Below are 15,329 nucleotides of genomic sequence, written 5' to 3'. Positions count from 1 at the left end.
GCGGTCAGTAAGTTCGGATCAGGCCGACGAGTCGCCCCTGAACCCTGACTTTGTCCTCGGGCAGAACACGGGTTTCATAGGCCGGGTTTGCGGCTTCCAGCGCAATGGCTTGGCCACGGCGGAAGAACCGTTTCAATGTCGCTTCCTGCTCTTCAACCAGGGCCACTACGATATCGCCGTTGTCTGCGGTCGATGTTTCCCGGATTACAACTACGTCACCGTCGTTGATCCCGGCATCGATCATCGAGTCACCGCGAACCTCAAGCGCATAGTGTTCGCCCTTGCCGGACACCATCGTGCCGGGAACCGCCACGCGATGCGATACATGGCTGATCGCTTCGATCGGGACACCAGCAGCGATCCGCCCCATGACCGGCAATTCCAGTGCGTCGACGGAAACAGGTTCGAAATTCGCAGGGCGCGGGCCCGCTGGTTTGTCACCTTCAATCACACGGGGCGAGAATGCGGCCGTGGGTTCACCACCGAGACTTTCAGGCAGCTTTACGATCTCGATCGCGCGCGCCCGGTGGGCGAGGCGCCGAATAAACCCGCGTTCTTCCAATGCAGTGATCAGGCGATGAATGCCGGATTTCGATCTGAGGTCCAGCGCCGCCTTCATTTCATCGAAACTTGGCGGAACACCGTCCGACTGCACGCGTTTGTGGATGAATTCCAGCAAATCCAATTGCTTCTTGGTCAGCATTGCTCATACCTCGATGCTCATGCGTTTTCTTTTGTTCTACGCATGTTCACGTTTTGTGTCAACGGATTTGCCGTTTTTCAGATCGGCAGGTATTGAACCTCGTCACCTGTATCGCGTGCGGGATCGTGCGGAGGGCGAACGATCAGCGCATTCGCCTGTGCCAGAACACTAAGCAGGGAACTGTCCTGATCCGCACAGGCCCGGATACCGTTTTCGTCCCGAACGGCGCGCATATAGTGTTCGCGCGGGCCGTTGTCCCCTACTGGTTCAGTCAGTTTCGCGGATCTGAGCGGTTGCAGCGTCTGCTCCAACCCCAGCATCCGTCGAACCATGGGAGCGAGGAACAGGTAGCCACATACCATGGCACTGACCGGGTTGCCCGGCAGACCCACCATAGCTGCATCCCCTAAACGTCCTGCCATCAACGGTTTTCCCGGGCGCATACGGATTTTGTAGAAGGCGCGCTGCATCCCAAGACCTTGCGAAACGTCAGACACCAGATCGTAGTCGCCAACCGACGCACCACCAATCGTAACCACCAGATCCGCTCCTTTCGCCAGAGCGAACGCGGTTTCAAGTGATGAGACCGTGTCCTGTGCGATCGGCAGAACGCGCACCTCGGCACCCAACCCCTGCAGCAATGCATGCAAGCCAAAGGTGTTGGAGGCGATGATCTGATCCGGGCCGGGTGTTTCGCCGGGCATCACGAGTTCATCGCCCGTCGAGATCAACGCGACAACCGGTTTGCGTGTCACCGGAACGACCGGGATGTTCATGGCAGCCATCAGCGCCATGTCTTCGGCACGAATCTGGCGCGGCGCGGTGATTTTGGCACCGGCTCTGAAATCCACTCCGGCAGGACGTATGTTCGTTTTCTGACCAGGTGTATCCGTTATGGTGATCAGATCCCCCCGGCGCTCGACATCTTCCTGAATGACCACGAAATCGGCACCATCCGGTACTGGAGCGCCGGTGAAGATCCGAACGGCCTGTCCCGGGCCGACAGTTCCTTCGAAACGTTGGCCTGCTGCCGATTCACCCACCAGTTTGAACATGGCATGAAGTTCGACTTCGGTCGATTTGACGGCGTACCCGTCCATTGATGATGCCGCGAATGGAGGCTGATCACGCGTGGCTGCTACATCTTGATTCAGAACGCGGCCTGCGGATTGGGCAAGCGGTACTTTTTCGACCGGCAATGGTTCAACCAGGTCAAATAGCAGTTCCCGGGCTTCATTAACGGTGATCATTCCGCCTCATAACGCCCTGATTTTCCTCCGTCTTTCAGAATAACGTGGATGCCTCCGATCTCCATCGCCTTGTCCACGGCCTTAGCCATGTCATACACCGTCAATGCAGCGGTAGACACGGCGGTCAACGCCTCCATCTCGACGCCGGTCTGGCCGGACGTCTTAACCGTCGCCTCAATCCGTACACCCGGCAGATCGGGATCAAGCATCAGTTCCACCGATACTTTCGTCACAGGCAGGGGGTGGCACAGAGGGATCAGGTCTGGCGTCTTTTTTGCACCCATGATGCCCGCAAGGCGCGCAATACCCAGGACATCACCCTTTTTGGCCCGACCTTCGGAAATAATTTCAAAGGTTTCCTGTGCCATCCTGATGTGGCCGGCTGCAACGGCAATACGGTCCGTTACGGCCTTGTCCGACACATCCACCATATGCGCCTGACCCTGAGCGTCAAAATGGGTCAATGGCATCACATCACCCCGGGAACCAGAGGACGCGCCAACAGGGTGCGGGTCGCTGCCTCGACATCATCCTGACGCATCAGGCTTTCGCCGATCAGGAAGCAGCGTGCGCCGTATCGGGCAATATCAGCCAGATCTTCCGGCGATCCCAGACCGCTTTCACAGACGATGGTTCGATCGGCCGGAACCAGCTTCGATAGTCGCCGCGTTGTGTCAAGAGTGGTCTCGAACGTCTTGAGATTACGGTTGTTTATTCCGATCAAAGGGCTTTTCAAAGCTGCCGCGCGTTCAAGTTCTGCCTCGTCATGTACTTCGATCAGGACGTCCATGCCCCAATCGAATGCGGTCTGTTCCAATTCGGCGGCCTGAGAGTCCTCGACGGACGCCATGATGATCAGAATGCAATCGGCACCAAGCGCGCGGGCCTCAATCACCTGATAGGGGTCGTACATGAAATCCTTGCGCAGAACGGGCAGGGATACGGCCTCGCGCGCCTGAACAAGATATTCCTTCGCGCCTTGAAAACTGGGGGTATCGGTCAGAACAGAAAGGCAGGCGGCACCACCATCCTCGTACGCTTTGGCCAGTGCGGGAGGATCAAAATCCGGGCGGATCAACCCTTTCGACGGACTGGCTTTCTTGATCTCTGCGATCAGCCCATACCCAGAACGCGCGGCGGTGTGCAATGCTTCGGCGAACGCACGAACTTCGGGTGCTTCGCGTGCCTCGCTTTCCAGCGTTTCCAGTGCCTTATTCGCCTTATCTGCCGCAACCTCTTCCAGTTTGTAAGCTTTGATTTTGTCCAGAACGGTCTCGGTCATGCGGCTTCCTGTGTAATTCGGGCAAGAGTTGTGATTTTTTCCCGGGCTTTGCCGCTGTCGATACTCTCAACGGCCATTTCTACGCCGTCGCGCAAGTCACTTACAGCATCCGCAACGACAAGCGCTGCAGCAGAATTCAGCAGAACGGCATCACGATAGGCCGATGGTGCGCCATCCAGCAGGGCGCGGAACGCAACTGCGTTTTCTTCCGGTGTGCCGCCAAGGATATCTTCGAACGGATGCACGGGCAGTCCGGCATCTTCGGGGTGCAGTTCGACCTCCTTAACGGTCCCGTCTTCCAAAGAGGCAACCCAACTGACGCCGGTGATTGTCAGTTCATCGGTTCCGTCCGAGCCGTGAACCAGCCAGGCGTGCTCCGCCCCCAACAGGCCCAGGGTTTCGGCCATGGGCCGGATCAGATCGCGGCTGAACGCGCCGGTCAGCTGCCGTTTTACTCCGGCGGGGTTCGTAAGCGGGCCGAGGATATTGAAGATCGTTCGTGTGCCAAGTTCCTGTCGGCTTGGCATCACATGGGCAATTGCCGGATGATGCATGGGCGCCATCATGAAGCCAATGCCAGCTTCTTTCAAAGCTTTTTCAACTGTTTGCGGACCGACCATCACGTTGATGCCCAGTTGCCCCAGCGCATCTGCCGCACCGGATTTAGAGCTGAGATTGCGATTGCCGTGTTTTGCCACAGTTACACCTGCGCCCGCCACAACAAAGGCGGTTGCGGTTGAGATGTTCAGCGTACCCTTGCCATCGCCACCGGTGCCAACGATGTCAATTGCCCCGGGTGGTGCTTTGACGGCATTGCACTTTGCGCGCATGACGGCGGCGGCCGCGGCGTATTCATCCACGGTTTCACCGCGTGTGCGCATGGCCATCAGCAACCCGCCAATCTGACTGGGCGTGGCTTCGCCATCAAAAAGAATGCCAAAGGCCTGCTCGGCCTCGGCACGGGTCAGTGGGCGGTCGGCCGCGGCCCCGATCAGCGGTTTCAGTGCGTCGCTCATGCGGGGACTTTCAGTTCTTGCAGGAAGTTTTTCAACAGTGCGTGCCCATGCTCCGATGCGATGGATTCGGGGTGGAATTGGACGCCGTGGATCGGCAAATCCCGATGCTGCAGACCCATGATGGTGCCGTCCTCCAGTTCGGCCGTGATCTCAAGGCAATCAGGAAGGCTTTCGCGCTCCACGATCAGTGAATGGTACCGGGTTGCTTCGAACGGGGAAGGCAGGCCCGAGAAGACCCCTTTGCCTGTGTGGTGCATGATGCCCATCTTACCATGTACGATCTCGTGGCACCGCACGACTTTCCCGCCAAAGACCTGTCCGATGGTTTGATGTCCAAGACAAACACCCATCAACGGAGTCCGTGTCTCGGCGGCCGCCTGCGTCAGGGCCAGACAAATCCCGGCCTGATCCGGGTCGCAGGGACCGGGGCTGAGCAGAATGCCGGCCGGGTTCATGGCCATTGCCTCCTGCACGTCCAGCGCATCATTGCGGCGAATGACCATTTCGGCACCGAGTTCGCCCAAATAATGTACCAGGTTGTAAGTAAACGAGTCGTAGTTGTCGATCAGCAGCAGCATTTGGGCACTTGTCTCGGCTTGGGCATTTCGGGCTGGCGATGCAACCACGGGCCACGGTATAATGTCGGGACATACATGCTCAGGCTTGTGGGGCAGCGTCAAGGGGACATCCCGCAAAGGACGGACCTGACAGGGAATTGCCGCAGCAGACGGCGCAGAAGCGATCGACGCAGAGAAAGACGAGAGGCAAAAGAAATGGGCGGATTTGTCGGAGGAATAATCGCCGGTGCGGTTGTCGTGCTGGCTTTGGGCGCGGTTCTGTCGTTGAACACGCCTTTGTCGTCAAAACCGGCCGTCTCAACGCACGCACCCGAACCTGCGCCGCTCGAGGATTCGGTGTCGACGGCCGATGCACCGGATGCCGGAACCGACGCCGATCTGGTCGAACTTCCGCCTGAAGCACCGGAACCCGTCGATGAACAATCAGATTCCCTTGCTGGGGTGACAAATGTCGACCCCACGCCGGATACGCAACCCGTCGTAGGAGAGAGTGAGCCCGCAATCGAAACGCCGGACGTAGCGCCCGAACCTGAAGTTGCGGTTGCCCCGGACGCACCTGTTGCACCACCCGCTCCTGCGATTCCCGGCGGCACGCCACAGGTCGAATCTTTGCCTGAAGTGGCCGATACCGCGCCGGAGCCTCCGGCACCACCAGCCGAAGAAGTCGCTGTTCTGGAACCGGAAGCAGAGCCTGCACCACTGCCGGGCACGCCGGAAGAACCGAAGGTCGAGAACCCGTTTGAAAACAGCCCCATTGCCGTGGAAGGGGATGAGGATACCCTTCCTCGCAATCTGCCCCGTATCGCAACCTTGCCGCAGATCGGGGGCGATCAGCCCGCAACGGCGGGCTCGACAATTGGCAGGCGCGTGGTTCCCTTGACTGAACGGGACGATCCTGTTGTGGAAGCCGAAGAGACCGAGCAGGTGCCGGTCGGAAAACCGATCGAGGCATACGCGGCCAGCTTCGAAAACCCGGAATCCAAGCCCTTGATGTCGATCATCCTCATTGACGACGAAGGCGCATTTGGGGCCGAGGCTTTGCGTGATTTTCCCTATCCGCTGAGTTTTGCGATCAGCCCGTCGGATCCTGACGCCGCTGAAAAGATGGCGCGCCACCGCGAGGCCGGTTTTGAAGTAATGGCCATCGCGGACTTGCCGGAAGCCGCAAATGCACAGGATGCCGAGGTGTCTTTGGCGGTCTGGTTCGAGACGCTGCCGGAAACGGTGGGTATTCTGGAAGGTGTCAACACCGGCATTCAGGGTAATCGTCAGGTGGCGGATCAGGTGGCGGCGATTGCGGCCGGAACCGGGCGCGGTCTGATCACGCAGGACAACGGTTTGAACACGGTTCAGAAACTCGCCGCCCGCAACGGGACACCTTCAGGTGTCGTGTTCCGCGACATTGACGGAGCAAGGCAGGACCCGAAGATCATGCGCCGCTTTCTGGATCAGGCCGCATTCCGGGCCGGGCAGCAGGGAACGGTTGTGATGCTGGGACGTTTGAGACCAGAAACGATTTCCGCACTGCTGCTGTGGGGGCTTGAGGATCGCGGCAACCGCGTTGCAATGGCACCGATCTCGGCCGTGATGTTGAAAGAAGTTCAGTAAACGTCAGGGAAAATTCAATAAAAGGCGGCTGGTCGGTGGATCGCCGCCTTTTCTTTAGCTGTTTCCTGATCCCGTAAATCGGGCGGCGTCCGCCGCAGCGCGCCGGATCGCGTTCGATTTATGGACCGTTTCCATATATTCAGCCTCGGGGTCGCTGTCATAAACAACACCGCCGCCGGCCTGAATGTACAGTTTCTGGTCCTTAACGATTGCCGTCCGCAGGGCGATGCACATGTCCATGTCGCCGCCGGCGCTGAAATATCCGACGCCGCCGCCGTATACACCGCGCTTTTCGGGTTCCAGTTCATCAATGATTTCCATCGCGCGCACCTTCGGGGCACCCGAGACCGTGCCCGCAGGCATCCCTGCAAAAAACGCGTCCAGCGCGTCTTTGTCCTCTGCCAGTTCGCCAACCACGTTCGAGACGATATGCATCACGTGGCTGTAGCGTTCGATGATGAACTCTTCCGTGGGGCGCACGGTGCCGATTTTGGAAACGCGCCCGGTGTCATTGCGGCCCAGATCCAGCAGCATCAGGTGCTCGGCCAGCTCTTTCTTGTCGGCAAGCAAGTCGACCTCGTTCGCCTTGTCCTCTTCCGGCGTCGCTCCGCGCGGACGGGTGCCGGCGATGGGGCGGATCGTAACTTCATCCCCGAAGACACGTACCAGAATTTCCGGGCTTGCGCCGACAACCTGAAATCCGCCGAAATTGAAATAGAACATGAACGGCGAAGGGTTTGTGCGCCTCAGGGATCGATACAGCGCAAAAGGCGGCAGCGGGAATTCCTGTGTCCAACGCTGGGCCGGAACCACCTGAAAGATATCGCCTGCGCGGATATATTCCTTGGCCTTCTCCACCGCTTCCATATAGCCGGATTTGGTGAAGTTCGAAACGGGCGGGGCGATCTCATGCGCGTCGCCCAGATCCCTGGATTCGGTCGGCATCGCGCGTTCCAGATCGCGGACAGCATCCATGACGCGTTCGGCAGCCTGCGCATAGGCGGCCTTGGCGGATTGACCTTCGCTGACCCAGGCAGGGGACACGACCGTCACGTCGCCTTTGACCCCATCCAAAACCGCGATCACCGACGGGCGCAGCATCACCGCATCCGGCAGGCCCAACGGGTCGGGGTTCACATCCGGCAGGTATTCGACCAGCCGCACCATGTCATAGCCAAGATAGCCGAACAGGCCCGCCGCAGCCTGCGGCAGTTCTTCAGGCAGGTCGATGCGGGATTCGGCCAGGAGCGACCGCAGGTTGTCCATAGGATTGCCGTCCTGCGGCACGAAGGCGTCCGGATCGAACCGGGCAGAGCGGTTCAGCGAGGACGTCTTACCATGGCAATGCCAGATGAGGTCCGGCTTCATACCGATGATCGAGTAGCGCCCGCGGACTTCGCCCCCCGTGACCGATTCCAGAACAAAAGCGTCCTTCTGAGCCCCCGTCAGTTTCAACATCAGCGAGACGGGCGTGTCCAGATCGGCGGCCAGACGGGTATAGACGACCTGATTCTCGCCTGCCTCGTAGGCACGCGCGAATGTGTCAAATTCTGGGGTCAGGGCCATGTCCGCTCTCTTTTAGTAGCTCGCCTGCACGGCGTTCAGCGCACGCTGATCAATAACCGGGCGGGCACGAGTCTGGGCATCGCGCACATAGGCGTCAAAAATGTTCTGAGCCAGCGCCTGGTTCATCTGGACTTCCAGCGCGGCTTTCATCTGGCGCAGTTCGTCGGTTTCAGCCGGCGGCAGCAGTTCGTCCAGCCTGACGATCAGGGCGGCATCATTGCCGGGGACAACCCGCAACTCACCCGGCTCCATTTCAAAGACCTGGGTCATTAATCCGACCGGAGCGTCATCGAGGAAAGCGGTGCGGGTCAAGGCGTTTTCTACCCGGAACGGCAAACCTGTAGCGGCAAAGTCGCCGTCGGTCGCCAGTCGGGTCAAGACAGTGTTGGCCTGATCCTGCAGGGCCTTGCCTGTTTCAGCCTGAACCCATGCCTCGGCCACACGGTCACGGGCGGTCTCAAGCGGTTCAGGCCGCTGCGGCAGAACCTCATTCAGGCGCAACGCGAAAATCGAGCCGTCTTCGAGAAAGCCGATTTCGGGGAAGTCGCCTTCGCGAACGGCTTCGGCGGCGGCGCGAAAGCCCTCATACGCGGCGACACCTTCTTCGTTTTCACGGGTCCAGTCGATCTGGCCCAGTTCCATCTCGGTTTCGCCTGCCAGTTCTTCCAGGGTGGCCCCACCGGCAAGCATGTCGTTGATGTCCTCGGCCTGCGCCTCGATCAGACGCCGTGCACGCTCGGCTGCCAGTTCCTCGCGCAGGTCAGGGGCAGCGTCTTCAAACGGGATGTTGTTTGCTGCCAGTGATCCGTTGATCCGGAACAGCGCAGGGCCAAACACGGATGGCAGAGGTCCAACCACCGCATCAAGATCTGCCCCAAAAACAGCAACGGCCGCTTCGCCGAGGTCTTCGCGGGTCACGTCGCCCAGATCAATATCGCTCAGTTCGAGCTCGCGATCACGCACGAGTTGTTCAAATGTCGTGCCGCCGACCTCGATCTGCGCCATGGCATCCATAGCGGCCGCTTCGTCCGAAAAGGCCAGCCGTTCGACGAGGCGTCGTTCCGGTTGCTGGAATTCGGCGATGCGCTGATCATAGAGGCTGCGCAAGGCGTCGTCCTGGATTTCAACGGTGTCGAGCAACATTTCGGGCGACAGGATCGCGTACGTCAGGCGTTTGGTACGGGGCAGGGTGAAACGATCCGTGTTTTCGTCGTAATACGTTTTCAACTGCTGATCCGTGGGTTCAGCAATCGGTGCGGTCAGGGCCTCGGCCCCAAGTGTCGCGACGGTAAAGCTGCGCCTTGCACCGACATAGTCCGTCAATACGTCCGACAGCGTTGCGGGCATTACGACGCCGCCGACAACCGCCCCCTGGACAATGGTCCGCGCGGATTCCTTGCGAAGATCAGCTTCGAACTCGGCATCGGTCATCCCCGCCTGTTCCAGTTGGAACTGGTAGGTCTCGCGGTCGAAATTGCCGTCCACGCCCTGAAATGCCGGGATCGCGACGATTTCCTTCTGCAGGTTTTCATCGCCAATCGAAACGCCCAGCTGAGCCACCTCGTTGTTCAACGCAGCCAGAGCCGTCAGACGGGACAACGCCAGTTGGCCGAGCCCCATCTCCTGTGCCTGCGACATTTGCAGGGCCTGACCTGTCTGGGCCTCGACCGCGCGGATTTCACGCTGCAGTTCGCGCACATATGCGTTGATAGGGACCACTTCGTCGCCGACCTGCGCCACCGTCCGCACCGTACCGCTGAGGTTTACGGCGCCGAACCCTGCAAGTCCAAGCATCAGCAAGCCCATGAGAATCCAGACGAAGGTCTTTGATAGGTTTTTCATGCCTGCGGCCATGGACGCCCTCTTTCATGCTTTTGTCGGCAGATGACTGCCCTGTTGGTTGCGGCCCTGAATACGACGCGTTCCGCCGGGGGGCAAGATCAGATGGAAAGCGCCTGAAGACGGTCGAACAATCGTTCGATACCCACGCGGTCGATGTTGGCAAAAGCGATGCGCACCTGCCGTTGGCCCGCCGCATCCTCAGTGGGTGTGAACATGGTACCTGGCAACAGCAGAACACCAGCTTCGGCCACCAGCTTTTGGGCAAGCTCATCTGACGGAATGTCGAATGGATGTTCAAGATATGCGAAATACGCGCCCAGCCCAAGCAATCGCCAGCCCTTAGCCGCCAGTCTGGGCATCTCTTCCGCGATGGCTGCACGGCGATCCAGGATTTCATCACGTTCGGACGCAAGCCATTGTGACAGGTTCTGCATCCCCCACAACGCGGCGAACTGGCCAATCTGACCCGGGCAGATAGCAACCGTGTCCAGAAACTTTTCGATCTCGGCCAAAAGTTGCGGACTTGCCGCGATGGCTCCGACCCGGTGGCCGGTCAGACGGAAGGCCTTGGAAAACGAGTAGAGATGAACAAATGTATCCTGCCAGTCGGGCTGACGGAACAGTTCATGCGGAGCACCGGACCGGCTGTCGAAATCCCGATAGGTCTCATCCACCAACAGTTTGACGCCGGCCTCACGGGCAAGATCATAGAACGCCCCAACCAGTTCGGAAGGGTATTCGACGCCGCCTGGATTGTTCGGAGTGACCAGCGCAATCGCGCGTGTCTTTTCGGTGATCAGGTCTCGGGCCCGTGCCACGTCCGGCAGCAGATCATCACCCGTGGGAAGATCAATAGCCCGCACACCAGCCATGTCGAGCCACATTTTATGATTGAAATACCAAGGGGTTGGCAGGATAACCTCGTCCCCCTGATCCGTGATCGCGGCGATCACAGCAGAAAATGCCTGATTGCATCCTGATGTGATTGCGACCTGTTCCGGTTCGACATGGGACTGATAATGTGCCCCGATCTGGCGGGCCAGCTCTGTGCGAAGGTCGGTATTGCCCAACACAGGCCCGTAAAGATGGGCGCTGTTTTCGGAAATCGCGAACTCTGCCATTGCCTTTCGCAGTTCGAGTGGCGGAGGGTCCACGGGCGCGGCCTGACTGACATTGATCAGAGGCCGGTCTTCGGGAAACTCGACGCCTTCCAGCCAGCGTCGCGCCTCCATCACCGGAGGGGCGAAAGTGGCGGTGGTGCGTGTATGTGTCATGCGGTTTTTGCGAGGCACTGCCCCGCGCTCCGAGGTATTTTGAACAGAAGAAACCGCGGCGTGGGATCAATCGGTGCCGCGATAAGGCTCGACATATTGCAGGGCCATGTCCCAGGGGAAGAAAATCCACGTGTCCTGGCTGACCTCGGTGATGAAGGTGTCCACCATCGGACGACCTTTGGGCTTGGCGTAGACTGTGGCGAAATGCGCGTTGGGATACATGTCGCGTACAAGTTCCAGCGTTTTGCCGCTGTCGACCAGATCGTCGATGATCAGCACACCAGTTCCGTCGCTCATCAGCTTGGCATCCGGTGCCTTGAGCACTACGGCCTCGCCTTGTTCCTGATGATGGTACGAGCGGACGCTGATCGTATCGACCGTGCGAATATCCAGTTCCCGGCTGACGATCATCGCAGGAGCCATACCGCCCCGAGTGATGGCCACGACCGCGCGCCAGGCGCCGTCGTCGGGCCCCTGGCCATCGAGACGCCACGCCAGGGCGCGGGAATCGCGGTGAATCTGGTCCCAGCTGATATGAAACCCTTTTTCGTGCGGCAAGCGGTCTTTGGCGCTCATCTGATCAACCCTTTTCAATATCCGGCGCATCGACGGCTTTCATGCCGACGATGTGATACCCCGAATCCACGTGCAGATTTTCACCGGTTACACCGCTGCTGAGGTCGGACAACAGGTATAGGGCGGATTTGCCGACATCGTCGATGGTCACGTTCCGGCGCAGGGGTGAATTATATTCGTTCCACTTCATGATATAGCGGAAATCGCCGATACCGCTTGCCGCCAGTGTTTTGATCGGACCCGCGGAAATAGCGTTTACGCGAATCCCGTCCTTGCCCAGGTCTTCAGCCAGATATTTGACCGATGCCTCCAGCGCGGCCTTGGCGACGCCCATCACGTTGTAGTGCGGCATCACCTGCTCGGCCCCGTAATAGGTCAGCGTGATTGCGCTGCCGCCTTCGGACATCAGTTTTTCTGCGCGCTGCATCACTGCGGTAAAGGAATAGACCGACACGTCCATCGTCAGGTTGAAATTAGCCCGTGACGTATCGACATAGCGCCCGCGCAGTTCGTTCTTGTCCGAGAATCCGATGGCATGGACGATAAAGTCCAGCTTGCCCCATTTTTCAGAAAGCTGCGCGAACAACCCGTCAATGGATGCCTCATCACTGACGTCACAGGGCAACACGATATCGCCACCCAACTGGGCCGCCAGTGGGTCAACCCGTTTTTTCAACGCATCGCCCTGATACGAGAAGGCCAGCTCAGCGCCTGCTTCGGACAGGGCGCGGGCGATTCCCCATGCGATTGATTTGTCATTGGCCAGTCCCATGATGAGGCCGCGTTTTCCGGCCATCAACTGATTAGACATATTTGGATCTCCGCCTGTCCCGGTTTTATCAGAGTGGTTTAGGCCATTGGATGCGCTGCTTCAAGGCTGAGCGGGTCTTGCCCGCAGCGGGTTCTCGCCTTAGGGTCGTCAACATTACTTTCCAGGGGATGGAAATGAACGAGCGTAGCGGCATTTTTGCCGGAACTGATCCGTTTGAATTGACGGAGCGGTGGCTGGGCGAGGCCAGAGAGTCTGAACCTAACGATCCGAATGCGATTGCTTTGGCGACCGTAGATTCGGACGGGATGCCCAATGTGCGCATGGTTCTGCTTAAGGAAATCGAGCCGGACGCCTTTGTATTCTACACGAACTATGAAAGCGCCAAGGCAGTGGAACTGGAAAGTGCCGGCAAAGCGGCTTTTGTCATGCACTGGAAATCCTTGCGGCGGCAGATCCGAGTTCGTGGTACAATATCGCGCGAGGATGGTCCGAAGGCGGATGAATACTATGCATCGAGATCACTGAAAAGCCGTTTGGGGGCTTGGGCTTCCAAACAATCGCAGCCGCTGAGCAGCCGGTCGGTTCTGATGGCGGAAGTGGCGAAAGTAACGGCGAAGCTTGGACCCAATCCGCCACGCCCGCCGTTCTGGGGCGGGTATCGGTTGGAGCCGACGGAAATCGAGTTTTGGGCCGATGGTGCATTTCGTTTGCATGATCGGTTCAGATGGCGGCGGGATCAATCGGGTTCCGCGTGGCAAGTGCAGAGGTTGAATCCATGACGTTCGCGTATCGTGAAATGCAACACGCAGAAAACAATGATTTTTTTCAGCTTGAATTTGCGCGCCATTCCCATACACATCAAACCCTTAACGAAGTGCTAATTTTCGCGATGGGAAAACAGTGCCAGAAGATCTGAACAACATGTACCGCGTACGTGGACACGTTAAATGGTTCGATCCCGCAAAGGGGTACGGATTTGTTGTGTCCGACGAAGGCGGCCCGGATATTCTGTTGCATGTGAACGTGTTGCGCAATTTCGGGCAAAGTTCGGTCGCCGATGGCGCTGGTATCGAGATTATGACGCATCGCACCGATCGCGGTGTTCAGGCGGTCGAAGTCGTGAGCGTCGATCCTCCCGCACGCGCAGATGCGATGCTGCTGGCCGATTTCGCCGATCTTGACCCGGTCGTGATTGCCAACGCACCGCTTGAGGCGGCGCGCGTCAAATGGTTCGACAAGGGCAAGGGCTTTGGCTTTGCAAATGTCTTTGGCCGTGATGAAGACGTTTTTCTTCACATCGAGGTTCTGCGCCGGTCCGGGCTGGCCGATCTTCAGCCGGGCGAGGCCCTGGCGATGCGTGTCATCGACGGCAAGCGGGGACGTATGGCGGCGCAGGTACTGGCCTGGGAAGCTGCGCTGGACGCATAAGTGCCAATGATCAGGTTTCTCTCGGTTCTCATTATTCTTTCATTAATGTGGGCTGAAACCGCATTGGCGGCCTGTCGGGAAGACAGGATCTATGTCCGGAACGACAAAACTCACATTCGGTTTGATATCGAACTTGCGATCTCGCCTCAGGACCGTGCGCGCGGCTTGATGTTTCGGGAATCACTGCCGACACAGTCGGGGATGCTGTTTGTCTTCGATCCGCCGCAACCCGTGGCGTTCTGGATGAAGAACACGCTGATTCCCTTGGACATGATTTTTCTGGATCAGTCCGGGTCCGTAATGAAAGTGCACCACAATGCGGTTCCGGGTGATCTGACCCCTGTCGACGGTGGGGGTAACGTATTTGCGGTATTGGAAATTAATGCCGGTCTCGCGGCGCGGTACCTGATAACGCCCGGTTCCCAGATGAGGCACAAAGTTTTTTCGCGCGGACCTGCGATTTGGCCCTGTTAGGGCTTTTCAAATCAAATCGGCACGTTTAGGAAGGCGCACGGTCCGGGGCGTGGCGCAGTCTGGTAGCGCACCTGTTTTGGGTACAGGGGGTCGTAGGTTCGAATCCTGCCGCCCCGACCACTTCTTCGATCAAATCGGATTTCCGCCAAATTCGGCGTACAGTCGCGAAAAATCGCGATTAACCATCTCGCTTCGCACTGGAATCTTCACGGTCTTCCCACTTTTCTGAGGAACCAAAAAAAACAACTCGGCATCAACCCGATAGCCAGCCTGGATCTTGCTGGAATGCAGATACGTCACGATCTGCGGCAGGTTCTGAGGATAACCGTCAAAGTTGAGAATCAGATAGGCCGTCATGTCGGGGGGCAGCAACTCGCGGCATTCGACGGTGTTTCGGTCGGTTTTTACATATTTGTTGCCAGGGCCCGCGCAGTCGGTTTCAAACGCACTGAACAGCTTTTGGGGATACTCCGGGAATTCAGCGCTGCGCGATGACGGGGACGTGTCTTGTGGTGTGCAGGACACGATCAGCGCGGCAACAGGCAGCAAATGAAGCAGATTCATATGTAAAACCAACAGGGTTCAGATTTTAGCGATGATTTCACTATGGCATGGGACCGGGGCACGGGACGATGATTCTCTAGCCCCAGCATTAACAGCTGGTTGCTTGATCATTGGCCGATAACCATGGCGAGAAAAAAGAGAAATCAATTTGAGCCGTCCGGCGGTCAGGTCCTGCGTGGAAGCGTCTTACCTGTGGAGGAATCGTGGACAAGTGAATTGCGGACTCGTCATGGGATGAGGTCAACAAAAAAGATTTGAAAAAAGATCGAAAAAGCCCGTTGACCACATATGGGTATATACGTCAGATTGTATGGGCCGAAAGACGTGCCACAATATCTGGTAGGCACTTACCAGAATAAGGCAACGGGCGAGGGACGGAAAGCATACCAATGCCAC

The 15,329-nt window shown here is 58.2% G+C and carries 16 protein-coding genes and 1 tRNA gene; 5 read left to right on the top strand and 12 right to left on the bottom strand.

Annotated features, from left to right (window positions below; translation table 11 throughout):
* Positions 1-4: 4 nt before the first annotated feature.
* From lexA to AC2FIR_RS06695, 6 genes are all read right to left on the bottom strand, one after another.
* Entirely contained in the window at positions 5-703 is a 699-nt protein-coding gene (gene lexA, locus AC2FIR_RS06720; protein WP_170614924.1) for a transcriptional repressor LexA, read from the bottom strand.
* 77 nt (positions 704-780) lie between these two features.
* Positions 781-1,953 carry a molybdopterin molybdotransferase MoeA gene (locus AC2FIR_RS06715; RefSeq protein WP_496743970.1) on the bottom strand — a complete coding sequence of 391 codons (1,173 nt, stop codon included), beginning with the start codon at positions 1,951-1,953 and terminating at the stop codon, positions 781-783.
* Positions 1,950-2,423 (bottom strand): cyclic pyranopterin monophosphate synthase MoaC, encoded by a 474-nt coding sequence (moaC, locus tag AC2FIR_RS06710; protein WP_496762071.1) that lies wholly within the window; start codon positions 2,421-2,423, stop codon positions 1,950-1,952. Before moaC ends, AC2FIR_RS06715 begins: the two co-directional genes overlap by 4 nt.
* Positions 2,423-3,235: an indole-3-glycerol phosphate synthase TrpC gene (gene trpC, locus AC2FIR_RS06705; RefSeq protein ID WP_496743974.1), complete on the bottom strand. Its 813-nt coding sequence runs from the start codon at positions 3,233-3,235 to the stop codon at positions 2,423-2,425. The genes moaC and trpC overlap by 1 nt, the downstream gene beginning before the upstream one ends.
* On the bottom strand, positions 3,232-4,251 hold the full coding sequence (gene trpD / locus AC2FIR_RS06700) for an anthranilate phosphoribosyltransferase (protein WP_170805640.1): 1,020 nt from the start codon (positions 4,249-4,251) through the stop codon (positions 3,232-3,234). The genes trpC and trpD overlap by 4 nt, the downstream gene beginning before the upstream one ends.
* Positions 4,248-4,829 carry an anthranilate synthase component II gene (locus AC2FIR_RS06695; protein ID WP_170805641.1) on the bottom strand — a complete coding sequence of 194 codons (582 nt, stop codon included), beginning with the start codon at positions 4,827-4,829 and terminating at the stop codon, positions 4,248-4,250. Before AC2FIR_RS06695 ends, trpD begins: the two co-directional genes overlap by 4 nt.
* A 195-nt stretch (positions 4,830-5,024) precedes the next feature.
* Between AC2FIR_RS06695 and AC2FIR_RS06690 the strand changes: the two genes are divergently transcribed.
* Positions 5,025-6,437 (top strand): divergent polysaccharide deacetylase family protein, encoded by a 1,413-nt coding sequence (locus AC2FIR_RS06690; protein ID WP_496743977.1) that lies wholly within the window; start codon positions 5,025-5,027, stop codon positions 6,435-6,437.
* A 54-nt stretch (positions 6,438-6,491) separates the two neighbouring features.
* Here AC2FIR_RS06690 and trpE read toward each other — a convergent pair whose 3' ends face one another.
* From trpE to fabI, 5 genes are all read right to left on the bottom strand, one after another.
* A complete protein-coding gene (trpE, locus tag AC2FIR_RS06685) occupies positions 6,492-8,003 on the bottom strand; it encodes an anthranilate synthase component I (RefSeq protein WP_496743979.1) in 1,512 nt (503 codons plus the stop codon).
* A 12-nt stretch (positions 8,004-8,015) separates the two neighbouring features.
* Complete coding sequence (locus tag AC2FIR_RS06680; RefSeq protein ID WP_496743981.1) at positions 8,016-9,857, bottom strand: SurA N-terminal domain-containing protein; 1,842 nt, start codon at positions 9,855-9,857, stop codon at positions 8,016-8,018.
* Between the two features lie 86 nt (positions 9,858-9,943).
* Positions 9,944-11,119 carry an aminotransferase gene (locus AC2FIR_RS06675; RefSeq protein ID WP_480910717.1) on the bottom strand — a complete coding sequence of 392 codons (1,176 nt, stop codon included), beginning with the start codon at positions 11,117-11,119 and terminating at the stop codon, positions 9,944-9,946.
* A gap of 66 nt (positions 11,120-11,185) precedes the next feature.
* Positions 11,186-11,695, bottom strand: coding sequence for a xanthine phosphoribosyltransferase (gene gpt / locus AC2FIR_RS06670; RefSeq protein ID WP_496743983.1), 510 nt, complete (start codon positions 11,693-11,695; stop codon positions 11,186-11,188).
* Positions 11,696-11,699: 4 nt separating this feature from the next.
* Positions 11,700-12,506, bottom strand: coding sequence for an enoyl-ACP reductase FabI (fabI, locus tag AC2FIR_RS06665; RefSeq protein WP_480910714.1), 807 nt, complete (start codon positions 12,504-12,506; stop codon positions 11,700-11,702).
* A gap of 134 nt (positions 12,507-12,640) precedes the next feature.
* Here fabI and pdxH point away from each other — a divergent pair, with 134 nt between their 5' ends.
* The 4 genes from pdxH (at position 12,641) to AC2FIR_RS06645 (ending at position 14,489) form a co-directional block, all read left to right on the top strand.
* Positions 12,641-13,246, top strand: coding sequence for a pyridoxamine 5'-phosphate oxidase (pdxH, locus tag AC2FIR_RS06660; RefSeq protein ID WP_496743986.1), 606 nt, complete (start codon positions 12,641-12,643; stop codon positions 13,244-13,246).
* A 142-nt stretch (positions 13,247-13,388) separates the two neighbouring features.
* Positions 13,389-13,895 carry a cold-shock protein gene (locus tag AC2FIR_RS06655; protein ID WP_480440326.1) on the top strand — a complete coding sequence of 169 codons (507 nt, stop codon included), beginning with the start codon at positions 13,389-13,391 and terminating at the stop codon, positions 13,893-13,895.
* 6 nt (positions 13,896-13,901) lie between these two features.
* Positions 13,902-14,369: a DUF192 domain-containing protein gene (locus AC2FIR_RS06650; RefSeq protein ID WP_496743988.1), complete on the top strand. Its 468-nt coding sequence runs from the start codon at positions 13,902-13,904 to the stop codon at positions 14,367-14,369.
* A gap of 43 nt (positions 14,370-14,412) precedes the next feature.
* Positions 14,413-14,489 (top strand) — tRNA-Pro (locus AC2FIR_RS06645).
* Positions 14,490-14,498: 9 nt separating this feature from the next.
* Here the strand turns inward: AC2FIR_RS06645 and AC2FIR_RS06640 are convergent.
* Complete coding sequence (locus tag AC2FIR_RS06640; protein ID WP_496743990.1) at positions 14,499-14,918, bottom strand: hypothetical protein; 420 nt, start codon at positions 14,916-14,918, stop codon at positions 14,499-14,501.
* Positions 14,919-15,329: the final 411 nt, after the last annotated feature.

Source organism: Ruegeria sp. CDSB136 (assembly GCF_059610965.1).
Note: the sequence above shows the minus strand (reverse complement) of the source record. Positions and strands in the feature narration are given on the sequence as shown.